Genomic DNA, 14,006 nt, shown 5'->3' on the forward strand with positions numbered 1-14,006 from the left:
ATGCAGTCTCGCGAACTGGGCCGCAGCGGCCTGAAAGTAAGCATGCTTGGCCTGGGCTCCATGAGCTGGGGAGAGCAGAACACGGAAGCCGAGGCGCACGCGCAACTGGACGCAGCCCTGGATGCGGGCATAAATTTTGTCGATACCGCAGAGATGTACCCTGTGCCACCCCGCGTCGAGACACATGGACTGACGGAACGTTATATCGGGAGCTGGATACGCAAGAATGGTCGCAGGCAAGACGTCGTGCTTGCGACAAAGGCCGCAGGGCCTGCTCGCGCAGGCAAAGCGTACTTACCATACGTGCGCGACGGCCGCGTCAGCGATACGCGCGCCAATCTGTTCGAGGCCGTGGACGCCAGCCTCCAAAGGCTCCAGACGGACTATATCGACCTCTACCAACTGCATTGGCCTGACCGCAGCACCAACGTCTTCCAGTCAATCGACCACCAGTATGAACTCGACGACGACACGGTCCCTATCCTGGAGACGCTGGAGGCTTTGGACGCGCTCGTCAAAAGCGGTCGCGTTCGTCACATCGGGCTCTGCAACGAAACACCTTGGGTCCTTGCCCGGTTCCTGCATTACGCCGACTCATGGGGGTTAGCCCGCGTGATAAGCATGCAGAATCCATACAATCTACTCAACCTGGATTTCGAGAACGGCCTTGCCGAGATGGCGCTGCGTGAACAGGTGGGGCACCTGGCGTATTCACCGCTCGCAATGGGCACGCTGACTGGCAAATACTTGGGGGGCCAGCGGCCAACTGGCTCGCGCCTGAACCTGTTCGGACGGTTCTTCCGCTACAGTAGTGAAAGGGCGCAGCACGCGGCACTCGCATATACGACGCTCTTCCGGGAACATGGCATCGATCCGGTGCACGGCGCGTTGTCATTCGTCAGAAGCCGGCCGTTTGTTGCAAGCACCCTGGTAGGCGCCACCTCCGTGCAGCAACTGCAGCACAGCATCGCCAGCGTCGAAGTCAGCCTGTCGCGCGAAGTCCTGGATGGAATCCAATCGATCTATCAGCGTTATGGAACGCCGTCGCCATGAACCGAATGTCGGCCTCCTCGTGCAAAGTGACGCCGCCGGTTGGTCCCGTGACCGTTTTTGAGAACTGCCAAAAGAGACACGCGGGTTGAGAACTCGCGCCGATCTGCGCGGCCCGAGATTCTAGTGCTGGCTCGCCACCCACACCTTCGCGAACTATGTTGGGAACACATGCAATGACCCACTCCGCACTATCACCTGAACCATTTGCGATCCTTGGGATGCCAAGGACTGGAACGCACTATCTCGAAGCGTTGCTAAACGAGCATCCGAACGTGTTGAGCAACGGCGAGTTACTCAACACGTATGATACAAATTGGCCCGATAAGGATCGCCTGTTACGCAGCGATCGCGAGCTCCTCGAGCTCGCCTATTTGCGCTTCCCCGTGCGTAGCGACAAGAAGGTGACGCATGTTGGGTGCAAGATCAACGAACCTCAGTTTCAGGAACGTCCGGGCTTTTTTGACGAGCTGTCCCGTTGGCCGGAGCTCAAGGTCATTTTCTTGTCTCGCAGAAATACCTTGGAGTCCCTGCGGTCGCTGGTGCAGGCAAGGCAAAGCCGCCAATGGCTGAAATTCAGTTCGGATGACGATGCGGCTCCGCCGCCACGGGTCGAGTTGCCGATCGCCTCCTGCGAGGCCTACTTCAAGGCCGCCGACGATTTCCACGCTCGGGTCGAGCATTCGTTCGCTTCGGCCAGCTTACTTGAGATCGAGTACGAGAGACTCCTTCGTGAACCCGCCGCATGCTTGGCAACGATTTGGGATTTTCTGGGCGTTCCATCGCATCAGCTTTCTGGCCGCGCGATCCTTGAGCGCCAGGAATCGCGGCCGCTGGACGAAACGGTAGAGAATTTCGACGCGTTGCGGCGCCACTTCGCAGACGGACCTTACGCGAGATTCTTCGAGATTGATGACGCATTAGTCCCAAAGGGATAATCAGTATGTCTCTTGGCAACCTCCAACGTCTTGAAGCGGAAGCAATTCATGTGCTTCGAGAAGTCGTTGCAACGTTTTCCAACCCGGTTGTGCTTTATTCCATCGGCAAGGACTCATCGGTTTTGCTGCATCTGGCGATGAAGGCGTTCTACCCGGCCAAACCACCTTTTCCCTTCTTGCACGTTGACACCAAATGGAAGTTCCGGGAGATGATCGAGTTCCGTGACCGGATGGCACGCGAACTCGGGTTCGAACTTCTGGTGCACGTCAATCAGGACGGCATCGATCAGGGAATTGGACCTTTCACCCACGGGTCCAACGTCCACACCCACGCCATGAAGACGACGGCGCTCAGGCAGGCGCTGGAGAAATACGGTTTTGACGCAGCGCTCGCCGGAGCGCGGCGCGACGAGGAGAAGTCGCGGGCCAAGGAGCGCATCTTCTCGATCCGTAACGCTCAGCATGGCTGGGATCCGAAGCATCAGCGGCCCGAGATGTGGAAGACCTATAACGCGCGCGTCGGGCCGGGCGAGACGATGCGAGTCTTCCCGCTGTCCAACTGGACCGAGTTCGACATCTGGCAATATATCCTGCGCGAGAACATTCCGATCGTGCCGCTCTATTTCGCGGCGCGCCGGCCGGTGGTGCGGCGTGACGGCGCGCTGATCATGATCGATGACGGCCGCATGCCGATCCAGCCTGGAGAAGAGGTCGCGGAGCGCCTGGTGCGTTTCCGCACCCTCGGCTGCTATCCGCTGACCGGCGCAGTTGAATCCGACGCTGCCACGGTTCCGGACATCTTGCGGGAAATGCTGACGGTGCGCACGTCGGAACGGCAAAGCCGCCTGATCGACTCGGACGAAGTCGGGGCGATGGAGAAAAAGAAGCGGGAGGGGTACTTCTGATGTCGTATCTTCAAACTGTGCCGCCGCATGACATCGAGGCGCATCTGACCGAGCACGACAAAAAGTCCATCCTGAGGTTCATCACGTGTGGCTCGGTCGACGACGGCAAATCGACGCTGATCGGACGCTTGCTTTACGACGCGAAGCTGATCTTCGAGGATCAGTTGGCAAATCTCGGGCGCGTCGGTGCCGCCAACGGGAAGGAGATCGACCTCGCCCTGCTTCTCGATGGGCTCGAGGCGGAGCGTGAACAGCGCATCACCATCGACGTCGCCTACCGTTACTTCGCCACGTCGAAGCGAAAGTTCATCGTCGCCGACACTCCCGGCCATGAGGAATATACGCGCAACATGGTGACCGGCGCCTCGACGGCCGACCTGGCTATAATCTTGATCGACAGCCGCCAGGGCATCCTTCAGCAGACGCGGCGCCACTCCTATATTGCGTCGATGCTCGGCATCCGCCATGTCGTCGTGGCGATCAACAAGATCGACCTCGTCGACTTCCGGCAATTGGTCTTCGACGAAATGGTCGCCGACTACATGGTCATTGCCAAGGAACTGGGCTTTGCCAGCATCCAGCCCATCCCGATCTCCGCGCGGTTCGGCGACAACGTCATTTCGGCATCACAGAACACACCCTGGTACACGGGGCCAGCACTTCTCGAGTACCTCGAAACGGTGCAACTCGACCCGCCCGTTGAGGAAAGGCCGTTCCGCTTTCCGGTTCAACTGGCGATGCGGCCCAATGCGGATTTCCGCGGGTATGCCGGGCAGGTGGCTTCGGGCGGGATCTCGGTTGGGGATCCGGTCGTCGTTGCAAACTCCGGGCAGCGTTCGTCAGTCAAGGCGATCGTGACTTTCGACGGGAGCTTGGCCGCCGCGGCCGAGGGCGAGGCCGTGACACTCGTCCTTTCGGACGAGGTCGATGCCTCGCGCGGAAACATGCTGGTAGCACCCTCATCGAGACCGTTTGTAGCGGATCAGTTCCAGGCACATGTCATCTGGTTCGGCGCTAATCCCATGCTTCCCGGGCGAAGTTGTATCCTGCGGACGGAAACGGACAGCGTCAGCGCAACGGTCACGGCGCTGAAGCACCAGGTGAATATCAACAGCTTTGCCCGAGAGGCGGCGAAATCCTTGCAGATGAACGAGGTCGGCGTCTGCAACATCTCGACACAGGCGCCGATCGCCTTCGACGCCTACAAGGACAACAGGTCGACCGGCAATTTCATCCTGGTCGACCGGGCGACCAACGCAACGGTCGGCGCCGGCATGATCGACTTCCCTCTCCGGCGCGCCGACAATGTCCATTGGCAGGCCACCGACGTGAACAAGGGGGCGCGCGCGGCGACGAAGAGCCAGCGGCCCGGGGTCCTGTGGTTCACGGGCCTTTCGGGCTCGGGAAAGTCGACGATCGCGAACGCGCTCGACCGCCTGCTGCACGCCCGCGGCAAACACACCTATATGCTGGACGGCGACAATGTGCGCCACGGACTGAACCGGGACCTTGGCTTCACCGAAGCCGATCGCGTCGAGAATATCCGCCGGGTGGCAGAGGTTGCCAAGCTCATGGCTGACGCCGGCCTGATCGTTCTCGTCTCCTTGATTTCGCCGTTCCGCGACGAGCGGCGCATGGCGCGCGAATTGATGGAGGAGGACGAGTTCATCGAGATCTTCGTCGACACACCGCTCGACGAGTGCGCCCGGCGTGATCCGAAAGGCCTCTACGAGAAGGCCTTCGCGGGCAAGATCGCGAACTTCACCGGCGTGTCCTCGCCCTATGAGGTCCCTGAGAGCCCTGAGCTGCGTCTCGAAACGGTTGGCCACGAGCCCGCGGCGCTGGCGCTTAAGATCGAACAGTTCCTCGAGAGGAGAATGGAGGAGAAATGACGCTTTAATGCGAAGGCTTGAGCATTTTGCAGGCGGCCACGGCGGTCCCTGGCTATCTAACGACGGGATGATCATTGCTGCCCCCGATCGGGGGGCACGAACGTCCGAAGCCATATTGGCTTCAGCAGGAGACAGCCGATCACGTGCTCACGGGTCGGCTAACTAACTGGAACGGAGAAAAGATATGTCTGATGCAAAACTGCAAGGCGTGCTGTTGGCTCTTTCGCAGGTGGCGAGACAGTTAAGTGCGGTGCCGTCCAATCAACCGGGGCCGGATGCCAATTGCGTTAAACTAAACACGAACGAGAATCCATTTCCGTTGCCGATGATGGTGATGCAAAGTGCGCTTGCGGCCCTCGAACGGCATTATCTGTACCCCGAAGATGACAATCTCAGCTTGCGGGACGCAGCCGCCAATGCATATGGCCTCTCCCAGGATCAGGTGATCGCCGGCAACGGCTCGTCTGAGCTGATGGGGCTCATCTACAGAGCTTTCCTGGCCCCGGGCGATAGCGTGGCGATGATGTCGCCAGGTTTTTCGTTTAACCGCAAACTTGCCATGTTGCAGGGTGCTCGATTTCTCGAAATTGGATGGGGCGAATCCTATTCGTTGCCCATCGAGCAATTGCTTCGAGGTCCGGCAAAAGATGCAAAGTTCATCCTGTTGGCCAATCCGAACAATCCGACTGGAACATTTGTTCCGGTGGCCGAAATCGACAGCCTCGTCGCGCAATCCGACCGATTGATCGTGGTGGATGAGGCGTATGTCGATTTTGCACCCGATGATGCCCTGCGCCTTGTCAATCGCCATTCGAACCTTCTCGTCTTAAGAACATTTTCGAAAAGCTATGCCGCTGCCGGTATTCGCGTTGGCTTCGGCTTCGGTCATCCTGAACTTATTGGGAGGCTACGCAACCTCCAAAATGTCTTCAACATGAACCTGATCGGCCATGCGGTCGGCATTAGCATCCTTTCGCACCGCGCCGCCTACGACGAGAACCACCGATATATCAAAGATGAAAGACACCGAGCAACCATTGCCCTGTCTCAACTCGGATTTTCTGTGATCCCGTCCCACACAAACTTTTTGCTTGCGCGTGTGCCACCGGGACAAGACGGCAATTGGTGGCAAGCGTCTTTGGAAAGACAAAAGATACTTGTAGCCGTCTTTCCCGATGATGGCTTGGAAAATTATATCCGCGTCAGCATCGGTACGAAAACGCAAATGGATGCATTCCTTTCCGCCGCCCGTGACATTTCTGAAAGCCTGAAAATCCAGAGCTTGCCGGTTAAGCACCGTTAATCGCTGCTTGTCGCGCAGACACAATAAACAGCCAAGATATTACGGGAACTGAGATTTCCGCACAGCGCGAAGTCGGCGCAGCCGTGTCGAGGACTGCTTGTCCCCGGTGCCCACTTGGAGGCCACACGTGGAGAACCGTGGCCGCCAGATAAACCAACCTCTTTGATCGCCTGGACCTAAACCTTTTAATTAAACATTGGAGACAATCGAATGGGAAACGCCTTTCCTTCCAATCTAACCTTCGGCATCTTCGATCACCTCGATGAGGACGGCTGCGACATCGCCCAGCAATACTCAGATCGCCTAAGGTTAGCAGAGGCGTGCGATCACCTCGGTTTTTATGCGTATCATCTCGCTGAGCACCACTGCACCCCGCATGGGAGAGGTCCATCGCCAAATCTGTTTTTATCGAGCGTCGCACAGCGCACGCGTCGGCTTCGTGTCGGGCCCCTCGTCATGCTGCTGCCGCTTTACCATCCGCTGCGGGCGTTCGAAGAAATCTGCATGCTGGACCAATTGAGCGGTGGTAGGGTCGAGCTCGGAATAGGGCGTGGCTCTCTGCCGGTCGAGTTGGGTTATTTCGGGATTGGTGCGGAGGCGGCGCCAGGCTGCTACGCGGAAGCCAGTGAAATCCTAGTTAATGCGATGAAAGGCGGCACGCTATCCCATAAAGGCGAGCATTTTGAGCTGAGCGACATTCCGCTGACGCTAAGACCTCATCAACGTCCGCATCCGCCGACGTGGATCGCCACCAATCGACCCGATTCAGCCCACTGGGCCGCTGCAAATGGTGCAAATATCGCGTGCGTAGGACCATCCTCTACTGTCCGCAAAATTACTGATGCCTTCCGCGCCCATCGAAAGCACAACACGAGCACAGACGATCAAGAGCCATTTCGTGGATTGCTCCGCATGGTCGTGATTGGACGTTCTGACCTGCATGCCTGTTCGCTCGCAGCATCTGCCTACGAACATTGGCTTAAGAGCTTTAAATTCCTTTACGAGCTCAACGAACTTCCCACCCCCCCAAACCTGCCGCTGACCTTTGACGAGGCGGTCGAGAGTGAATTATGCGTAGCAGGAACGGCGGCTTCGGTGCGACAAGCTCTTCTTAATCAGCTGGAAGAGGCAGGCGCCAACTATCTTCTTTGTCAACTTGCGTTTGGGAGTTTGCCGCTGGAAGCTTCCCTGTACACCGCAGCCACCATTCAATCCGAAATGATGGCTCGACTCGGCTGAAGATAAAATTCGCGATTCGGTTTATTTAGGAGATCCTATCGTTGCGGCAGCGCTTCTCGACACTCCCCGCGCAGTTGCGCGGGGACTTCCCGAAAAGCGCTCGGGATTATCCTGCAGGCTGGGTCGGCAAATGGCGCCATGATAGATTGACCAAACAGAGACAGCGGACCAGCCATTCATCTGCTAACTCACGTGCTCGAAGGCAAGCTGCATGAATTCGAAGTCTACAAAGCGACGGCACTGCAATCACCGTGCTTCCTGCCGACGTTGATCTAACGAAACTGCACCTTTTTTAGTCCGCCAACTTTTTGTCCGGCCAACTTCATCATCGATATCGCGTGGAGGCAAGTACCTAATGAAAATCGATCCAATTTATGCGTTCGAGCTGGTGGCCGGAAGCACGGACGACCTCGGATACGAAGCGACCGAAGAGGATGCACGCAAAGCCGCTCTGGCACATCTCACGAACTCCGAGTTAGGGATAGAGTGAAATTCGACGTCCCGATGGCGATCTACAAGGTTTGGTTGAAGCCAATCGACACACCGCTGCTTCTTGAAATTATGAACGTCCCGGACGAACGTCCGGATTGGCGGCTCGTAGAACGCAAGGAGCGCATTGCGGTCGTAACGGAATGATGCCGACGATCCATTGCTTTCCAAAGGTGGCGTATGAAATTCCATCCACGCCTCTGCGAAAAAGCACAAGGAGTTGCCCCGTGATGACGGATAGGCCCGAGGAATTCGCAAAGTTTGAACTGCGCAGGTGAAACGATGAGCTGATTTACACGTTCGTTCGAAGCTTAACGGCGGACGGCAAATTCGCATATCAGCGGGCAGTTCTTCCGGTTGATGTCAGAGCGATCACCGGCACTTGTTGTTATGAAAGCCCGCGGGAGCGCCCATTACTGGGCGCGTGAGAGGCTAAATTGAAAGAGCCGGATAGTTGAAGATCCGAGGCTTGGGATGATCGCCGTTCTGATGCTCGGCAATGATGATCCTCATATCTTGAAAGACTTCTAATTAAACCCTATTATTGGGGCCGAATTAGTGAGGAAAGAATGGAAACTTTGACAACAGCTCAGGCCGCATTCGTGCTCGGCGAGCCGCTGGAGAGCTTCAAAAAAGTTGTCGAGCGTTCGCCGGTCAAGCCTCATCTGGTGACGAGAGGCGGTCGGCGCATACGGCAGTTCGGTACCGCCGAGCTAGTGTTTCTGCACGCTTATGACGAACTAAAACAAGCGTTCACACCGAAAACTCAGTCGGAGCTTTACAATGCGCTACGAACGACGCTCCAAGGCCGTCATGAGAAAGTGGTCGTCTTTGGAAATCATCGATACGACATCTCCAGCCACGTCCGTGATGTCGAGAAGAAGGTAAAAGAACTCGATAGGCTGAACGCGCATATTGATGCGTCAGGCAAGGAGGCCTTCATCCGGGGGACCAAAATCGAAGCCCATCGAATTGCAGCACTTCTCGATGCCGGAGTTTCCGTTCGTCAGGTCCAGCAAGATTATCCCTCGCTCGCCGAGTCTCAAATCATCGCCGCGAAAATTTACGCCGAAGCGAATCCAAAAGCGGGCCGGCCTTACCCAAAGCAGACAGCAAAAGCGGCGATGCGCGAAGCTGATCTCAGCGCCTTGGATGATCTTGATTGAAGTATATGCTTGATACAAACGTCCTGAAGGAACTGAGCCGACCGAAGCCACACGACAACGCCAAAGCCTGGCTTTCGAAGGTGGATGATCTCGATCTCGCCATCAGTGTCATATCCGTGCGTGAAATAACCAAGGGCATCGAGAAAAAGCGGAAGACCGATGAGCTTGTTGCTGATCGCCTTGCTGCGGCGGCTCAGCAAATTTTCACCGCATATGAAGGTCGGATCCTTCCTGTCGACCAGAAGGTCGCAATCGTTTGGGGAGGCCATCTCGGTCGCAGCGACAAGAATATCGATGATGTGGGCTTGGCGGCAACTGCACAGGTTCACGGCCTTCTTGTCGTCACCAGAAACGAGGAGGATTTCGCCAGCCGGGGAGTGGCTGTTTTAAATCCGTTTAAAACTCCCGCGAAACTCATCACTCCTGCATGATCAGCTCTGAACGCGACCAAAAAACTTGCTCGTTGCAACGACGCCCCGAAGCCTAGGTCAGGACTTCGCCAATCCCAAGCCAGAAGATAACGGAAGCTGCGATGCAGATCGCTGAGAAGAACGTGTGGGCACATCGGTCATAGCGTGTTGCGATGCGCCTCCAATCCTTGAGTTTGGCGAATAGGTTCTCGACCTGCGAAGACAGAGAGCTTTGTCGTAGACGTCTGGCTTCTGCCGACTCTAGCGGCAACAGAAATTCGAACTGGCCGCTCTATGGCCCTGGCTACCATCCGCCCCGATGCCTGATGGGACAAGCAGAGCCGCGGCTTCGCCCTTCGCAGGCCGACCAGCATCTCGATCCAATCCGTCGCCCAGGCCCGATCGGCGTCGGTTCCGAGGCCGGAAAGCGGGCAGAACGCCAGAGCCCTCCCCTCTTCCGCGTTGTCGCCGCCGATCTCATAGTGATCGCCACCCGCGGCGAGCGTCAGGGGCAGAAGCGAGCTTCCCTTGTCAAACGCGAAGATCTGCGCATTTTGGTAGCGACGAAACTGTGCAGCGATCAGTGCCAGGAGTGTCGATTTGCCGGATCCGGTCGGACCGAAGATCAGCGTGTGGCCGACATCATCCACATGCAGGTTGAGCCGGAACGGCGTGGAGCCGCTTGCGACCTGCATCAGCGGCGGCGAGTTCGGGGGGTAGAACGGGCACGGAGCAACCGGGTTTCCCGACCAGACCGCGTTGAGGGGGATCAGGTCGGCGAGATTGCTGGTGTTGATCAGCGGCTCGCGGATGTTGCTATACCAATTCCCCGGAAGACTTCCGAGGAAGGCGTCGGTGGCGTTGAGCGTTTCGATCCGCGCGCCGAAACCTTCGGCCTGGATCAGCCGCCGGATGGCTTCAGCCTTCTCCTGCAGCGCCTCGCGGTCTGAATCAAAGAGGATGACAACAGGTGTGTAGTAGCCATAGGCAACCAGTTGCGACGAGGCTTGCGCGATCGCATCCTCGGTCTCAGCCACCATGGTCATCGCGTCCTGATCGACGGAACGCGATTGCGTCTGAAAGAGCTGGTCGAAAAACGGCCGTACCTTCTGTTGCCACTTCTTTCGCGTGCGTTCGAGCTTCGCTCTCGCTTCCTCGGCATCGAGGAAGATGAAGCGCGACGACCACCGATAGGTGAGCGGCATCAGGTCGAGGCTGTTCAAAATGCCCGGCCAGCTCTCTGCCGGCAGGCCGTCGATAGCGACAACGCTGAGGTATCGGTTCTCAATCTTCGGCGTCAGCCCGTGCTCAAGCTCGGCCGTGGCGATCCAATCGAGATACATGGGGACATCCGGAAGCCGGATCGGATGGCTTTCCCCGGTGATGCAGAAGCGGACGAACTGAAGCAGTTCGTCATACCGGACAATCCGCTCCCCTCCCCTCTCGACCGTTTCGCGGGTTTCCATTCGCCGGATCGATAACGTGTTCGCGAAATACTGCTCGATTTCGCGGATGGCGTTCTTGAAAACGAAGAGCACCGTGTCCGCATAGGACGTCCTACGGCTCTCCCCGTCGGCATAGATGTATTTGCTGAGAGCGATCTTCTTGGACTCGAGCGGCCGGTAGGTCAGGATCAGGGCGTGCTTGCTCTCGAAATGCCCCTGCTCGCGCGCGAAATGCGCCCGGCGCTCGGCGTCAATCGCGCGCGTGACCGGGTCAGGGAAATAGCAACGGTCCTCCGATGGATAGTCGACCGTCGGAATGCGGATGGCCTCGGCTTGGATCATCCAGCCGCTTCCAAGCCGCGACAGGACCGCATTCATCTGCCTCGACACCTCATTGCGTTCGAGGTCGGTCGCACTTTCGGAATCGGGGCCGGCAAAGTACCAGCCGGCCATCAGGCTTCCGTCCTTCAGCAGGAGGACGCCATTGTCGACTAGACCGGCATATGGAACGAGATCCGCAAAGGATGGGCCCGTGGCCCGGAAGCGTTTGAGACCTACCACAACCGCCCCCTCAAAACCGTCGCCACGGCGATGTGGTCGCCTTGTAATATGGCTTGTAGGAAATGTGTCGCACGTAGACCTGCCGCATGAGCGGATCGGACTTCGCCATCATCCTGAGCAGCCCGACGATCACGATCCAGACGGCGACGCCGAAGAGCGCCGAATAGACCGTGAGGACGACGAAGATCAGGATCACGGCCGCAAGACCCGTGATCAATACTAGCTCCCGGTCCGCGCCCATCAGCAGGTTCGGGCGGGACAGAGCGCGGTGGATACGATTGCGCTGCAGGCCGGACAGCGACTCAGCCATGAGCCCCCTCCCCTTCTCCGGTCGAACCAATCGACGTGATCTGCTCGTCCGTCAGCCCGATCGAGGCGCCCGTCGCACCGAACAAGCCCACGATGGTGGTGGCGCCGAGCAGGATGCCGGCGACGAGCACGACGTACACAAGTCGCCGCGCGAAATCGTTCAGCTCCCCGCCAAAGATCAACATGCCGCCTGCGATTGCGACGGCCGCAAGCGCGATATAGCCGGCAACCGGGCCAGTGATGGATTCCTGAATTTGCTCGAGCGGTCCCTCCCAAGGAAGGCTGCCGCCGGAACTGGCCAGTGCCGGCGCGACCGATGCGAAAAGACTGGACGCTGCAATGAGCGCGACGGCGATGAGTGCATGCTTACGCGACATGGCGCGCCTCCTGTTCTTCGGTGAGCTGATCGGATTCGATCTCGTATTGACCGCCCGCAAACCGCTCGACGTGGATGACGTCGCGAACGCGCCGCCCGCGCGGCGTCCGCTCGATCGAAATGATGAGATCGACAGCCTCGCCGATCACCTCGTGCATCGGCTGCTGGCTTGCCTCGGCTGTCAGCTGCTCAAGGCGACGCAGCGCCGACATGGCGGTGTTAGAGTGAATTGTCGCCACACCTCCCGGATGGCCGGTGTTCCAGGCCTTGAGTAGTGTAAGGGCAGCGCCGTCACGGACTTCACCCACGACGATCCTGTCGGGACGCAAGCGCATGGTGCTCTTCAAGAGCCGCGCCATGTCGACCGTATCGCTGGTATGCAGGAGAACGGCGTTTTCAGCCGCGCACTGAATTTCCGCAGTGTCCTCAAGAATGACGAGCCGATCCTCCGGCGCGGATTTGACGATCTCGTCGATAACTGCGTTTGCGAGCGTCGTCTTGCCTGAACCGGTCCCCCCGGAAATAACAATGTTCAAGCGCGAAGAGATTGCACTGCGGATCGTGGACGCCTGATACCCGCTTATCACGCCAGAGCCCACATAGTCTTCAAGCGGAATGAGGCGCGAGGCACGACGGCGGATGGTGAAGGCAGGGTTGGCGACCACGGGGGGCAAGAGCCCTTCAAAGCGGTGGCCGCCGATCGGCAGTTCGCCGGAGATGATCGGTTGTTCCGGGCCGACTTCGGACTGAAGTGCATGCGCCACGGTTCCGATCACCATTTCTGCGGCGGCTGCGGACATTTCGCCGGCGGGAGCAACGCCATGACCGAGTCGTTCGATGTACAGCCTTCCGTCCGGATTGAGCATGATCTCAACGACATTTTTGTCGTTCAGCGCAACGCATAGCTGATCGCCGAGCGCCTCCTGAATTTTGCGGACAAGCCGCGGGTGCGAACGAAGCTGGTTCACGGATTTCTCCTTACGCTGATTGGCTGAGATGGGTGACTTCAGAGCGATAATTGGAGGGGCGAAGCTTAAGGAATATGTCCGCATTGGCGGGCAGCGTGCCCGCCACGGCTATCGTCATGCCGATCTTCTTGGGCTCACCCAAACGCTGCAGCGGCCATCCGACACGAGCGAGGATCCGCTCGAATCGAACGTCAGTCACAGTGACAATCTCGGTGTAGCCATTCGCCACGCACCATTCGATGATGCCTGCGAACATGGTCAGCGTCGTCTCATGGACCGACCCGTCTCCCGTTCTCTCCGTAAGCGTCGTGTCTACGCAGAAGCGGGAGCTCTCGATCATCGCCGAATGGGCATGGAGCCGTCCTCCTGGAAGGAGCGACGAAAAGACGTTTTCGGCCATTGTTGGACCCAGGGTTGGAAGAAGCCTGGCGCAGCCCGCAACGCGGTTGTCGGAAGAGACCGCGAGGATGTAAACGGGCCGGAGATTGTCGAACGAATCCTCCTCTCGGCCATCGACAACGTCGACCTCCCAGCCGAGCCGATCGGAAAAGACATGTGCCCGCAAGGAGTGGTGGGCATCGAGGAGCTGGTGCTCGCGATGAGTCCTTGCGGTAGAGATAGCGATCATATGCATGATTTTCTCCGTCATTGAATGACGGCTGGGAAATGAGCACGGATCGAAGCGGTGCGGCAGTTGTCGAATTCTACAAGGTCGGTTCAGCTGTGCCGCATCGCCCATTTGTCGAAAGTGCGATGACATCCCATGGTGGTCTGCCAGCTCATTCGCGTTCGTTACTTGTAGGATTCACAGGAGAACAATTCGAGATCAAGGACATAGGAGAGCTGGGCTAACCCTCGGAGCGGAAATACAAAAATCGGAAAAACCGCTTGTGCATCATTCCCAAGCCTTTAACCACTTGTTAACTCTAAACTTCTGGACGCGTTTGGGAGAATC

At 58.0% G+C, this 14,006-nt stretch carries 14 protein-coding genes and 2 pseudogenes; 10 read left to right on the top strand and 6 right to left on the bottom strand.

Annotation, left to right across the window (positions count from 1 at the left end; all coding sequences use genetic code 11):
• The 10 genes from QA644_RS35015 to QA644_RS35060 all read left to right on the top strand — a co-directional run bounded on the left by QA644_RS35015 (position 1) and on the right by QA644_RS35060 (position 9,413).
• Positions 1 to 1,053 (top strand): NADP(H)-dependent aldo-keto reductase, encoded by a 1,053-nt coding sequence (locus QA644_RS35015; protein WP_283074208.1) that lies wholly within the window; start codon positions 1 to 3, stop codon positions 1,051 to 1,053.
• Positions 1,054 to 1,226: 173 nt separating this feature from the next.
• Positions 1,227 to 1,988 (top strand): sulfotransferase, encoded by a 762-nt coding sequence (locus tag QA644_RS35020; RefSeq protein ID WP_283074209.1) that lies wholly within the window; start codon positions 1,227 to 1,229, stop codon positions 1,986 to 1,988.
• A 5-nt stretch (positions 1,989 to 1,993) separates the two neighbouring features.
• Positions 1,994 to 2,893: a sulfate adenylyltransferase subunit CysD gene (cysD, locus tag QA644_RS35025; protein ID WP_283074210.1), complete on the top strand. Its 900-nt coding sequence runs from the start codon at positions 1,994 to 1,996 to the stop codon at positions 2,891 to 2,893.
• A complete protein-coding gene (cysN, locus tag QA644_RS35030) occupies positions 2,893 to 4,785 on the top strand; it encodes a sulfate adenylyltransferase subunit CysN (protein WP_283074211.1) in 1,893 nt (630 codons plus the stop codon). The genes cysD and cysN overlap by 1 nt, the downstream gene beginning before the upstream one ends.
• Before the next feature lie 184 nt (positions 4,786 to 4,969).
• A complete protein-coding gene (gene hisC, locus QA644_RS35035; RefSeq protein WP_283074212.1) occupies positions 4,970 to 6,088 on the top strand; it encodes a histidinol-phosphate transaminase in 1,119 nt (372 codons plus the stop codon).
• Positions 6,089 to 6,298: 210 nt separating this feature from the next.
• A complete protein-coding gene (locus QA644_RS35040) occupies positions 6,299 to 7,327 on the top strand; it encodes an LLM class flavin-dependent oxidoreductase (RefSeq protein ID WP_283074213.1) in 1,029 nt (342 codons plus the stop codon).
• Between the two features lie 355 nt (positions 7,328 to 7,682).
• The gene (locus QA644_RS35045; RefSeq protein ID WP_283074214.1) at positions 7,683 to 7,817 is read left to right on the top strand and encodes a hypothetical protein; all 135 of its coding nucleotides are present in this window, start codon (positions 7,683 to 7,685) and stop codon (positions 7,815 to 7,817) included.
• Positions 7,814 to 7,963 carry a hypothetical protein gene (locus QA644_RS35050; RefSeq protein WP_283074215.1) on the top strand — a complete coding sequence of 50 codons (150 nt, stop codon included), beginning with the start codon at positions 7,814 to 7,816 and terminating at the stop codon, positions 7,961 to 7,963. The genes QA644_RS35045 and QA644_RS35050 overlap by 4 nt, the downstream gene beginning before the upstream one ends.
• Positions 7,964 to 8,385: 422 nt before the next feature.
• The gene (locus QA644_RS35055; RefSeq protein ID WP_283074216.1) at positions 8,386 to 8,982 is read left to right on the top strand and encodes a DUF433 domain-containing protein; all 597 of its coding nucleotides are present in this window, start codon (positions 8,386 to 8,388) and stop codon (positions 8,980 to 8,982) included.
• A gap of 5 nt (positions 8,983 to 8,987) precedes the next feature.
• Positions 8,988 to 9,413 (top strand): type II toxin-antitoxin system VapC family toxin, encoded by a 426-nt coding sequence (locus QA644_RS35060; RefSeq protein ID WP_283074358.1) that lies wholly within the window; start codon positions 8,988 to 8,990, stop codon positions 9,411 to 9,413.
• A 52-nt stretch (positions 9,414 to 9,465) separates the two neighbouring features.
• On the opposite strand, the pseudogene QA644_RS35065 reads toward QA644_RS35060, so the two are convergent.
• The 6 genes and pseudogenes from QA644_RS35065 to traI all read right to left on the bottom strand — a co-directional run.
• A pseudogene (locus tag QA644_RS35065) lies at positions 9,466 to 9,659 on the bottom strand (hypothetical protein); the annotation flags it as partial.
• 89 nt (positions 9,660 to 9,748) lie between these two features.
• Positions 9,749 to 11,398 (bottom strand): annotated as a pseudogene (locus QA644_RS35070) (conjugal transfer protein TrbE); the annotation flags it as partial.
• A gap of 10 nt (positions 11,399 to 11,408) precedes the next feature.
• Positions 11,409 to 11,708: a conjugal transfer protein TrbD gene (locus QA644_RS35075; RefSeq protein ID WP_040114417.1), complete on the bottom strand. Its 300-nt coding sequence runs from the start codon at positions 11,706 to 11,708 to the stop codon at positions 11,409 to 11,411.
• The gene (locus tag QA644_RS35080; protein ID WP_283074217.1) at positions 11,701 to 12,084 is read right to left on the bottom strand and encodes a TrbC/VirB2 family protein; all 384 of its coding nucleotides are present in this window, start codon (positions 12,082 to 12,084) and stop codon (positions 11,701 to 11,703) included. Before QA644_RS35080 ends, QA644_RS35075 begins: the two co-directional genes overlap by 8 nt.
• Positions 12,074 to 13,051, bottom strand: coding sequence for a P-type conjugative transfer ATPase TrbB (gene trbB, locus QA644_RS35085; RefSeq protein WP_040114419.1), 978 nt, complete (start codon positions 13,049 to 13,051; stop codon positions 12,074 to 12,076). Before trbB ends, QA644_RS35080 begins: the two co-directional genes overlap by 11 nt.
• Before the next feature lie 10 nt (positions 13,052 to 13,061).
• Complete coding sequence (traI, locus tag QA644_RS35090) at positions 13,062 to 13,685, bottom strand: acyl-homoserine-lactone synthase TraI (protein ID WP_040114420.1); 624 nt, start codon at positions 13,683 to 13,685, stop codon at positions 13,062 to 13,064.
• Positions 13,686 to 14,006 lie beyond the last annotated feature (321 nt).

Origin of the sequence: Rhizobium sp. CC1099 (assembly GCF_029714385.1) — a bacterium.
Lineage (GTDB): Bacteria > Pseudomonadota > Alphaproteobacteria > Rhizobiales > Rhizobiaceae > Rhizobium.

Excerpts from the sequence above, each read along its gene's own strand:
- QA644_RS35020 (WP_283074209.1), top strand. The coding sequence starts at position 1,227 with ATGACCCACTCCGCACTATCACCTGAACCATTTGCGATCCTTGGGATG.
- QA644_RS35060 (WP_283074358.1), top strand. The coding sequence starts at position 8,988 with ATGCTTGATACAAACGTCCTGAAGGAACTGAGCCGACCGAAGCCACAC.
- QA644_RS35075 (WP_040114417.1), bottom strand. The coding sequence starts at position 11,708 with ATGGCTGAGTCGCTGTCCGGCCTGCAGCGCAATCGTATCCACCGCGCT.
- cysD (WP_283074210.1), top strand. The coding sequence starts at position 1,994 with ATGTCTCTTGGCAACCTCCAACGTCTTGAAGCGGAAGCAATTCATGTG.
- QA644_RS35045 (WP_283074214.1), top strand. The coding sequence starts at position 7,683 with ATGAAAATCGATCCAATTTATGCGTTCGAGCTGGTGGCCGGAAGCACG.
- hisC (WP_283074212.1), top strand. The coding sequence starts at position 4,970 with ATGTCTGATGCAAAACTGCAAGGCGTGCTGTTGGCTCTTTCGCAGGTG.
- QA644_RS35040 (WP_283074213.1), top strand. The coding sequence starts at position 6,299 with ATGGGAAACGCCTTTCCTTCCAATCTAACCTTCGGCATCTTCGATCAC.
- cysN (WP_283074211.1), top strand. The coding sequence starts at position 2,893 with ATGTCGTATCTTCAAACTGTGCCGCCGCATGACATCGAGGCGCATCTG.
- QA644_RS35055 (WP_283074216.1), top strand. The coding sequence starts at position 8,386 with ATGGAAACTTTGACAACAGCTCAGGCCGCATTCGTGCTCGGCGAGCCG.
- traI (WP_040114420.1), bottom strand. The coding sequence starts at position 13,685 with ATGCATATGATCGCTATCTCTACCGCAAGGACTCATCGCGAGCACCAG.
- QA644_RS35015 (WP_283074208.1), top strand. The coding sequence starts at position 1 with ATGCAGTCTCGCGAACTGGGCCGCAGCGGCCTGAAAGTAAGCATGCTT.
- QA644_RS35080 (WP_283074217.1), bottom strand. The coding sequence starts at position 12,084 with ATGTCGCGTAAGCATGCACTCATCGCCGTCGCGCTCATTGCAGCGTCC.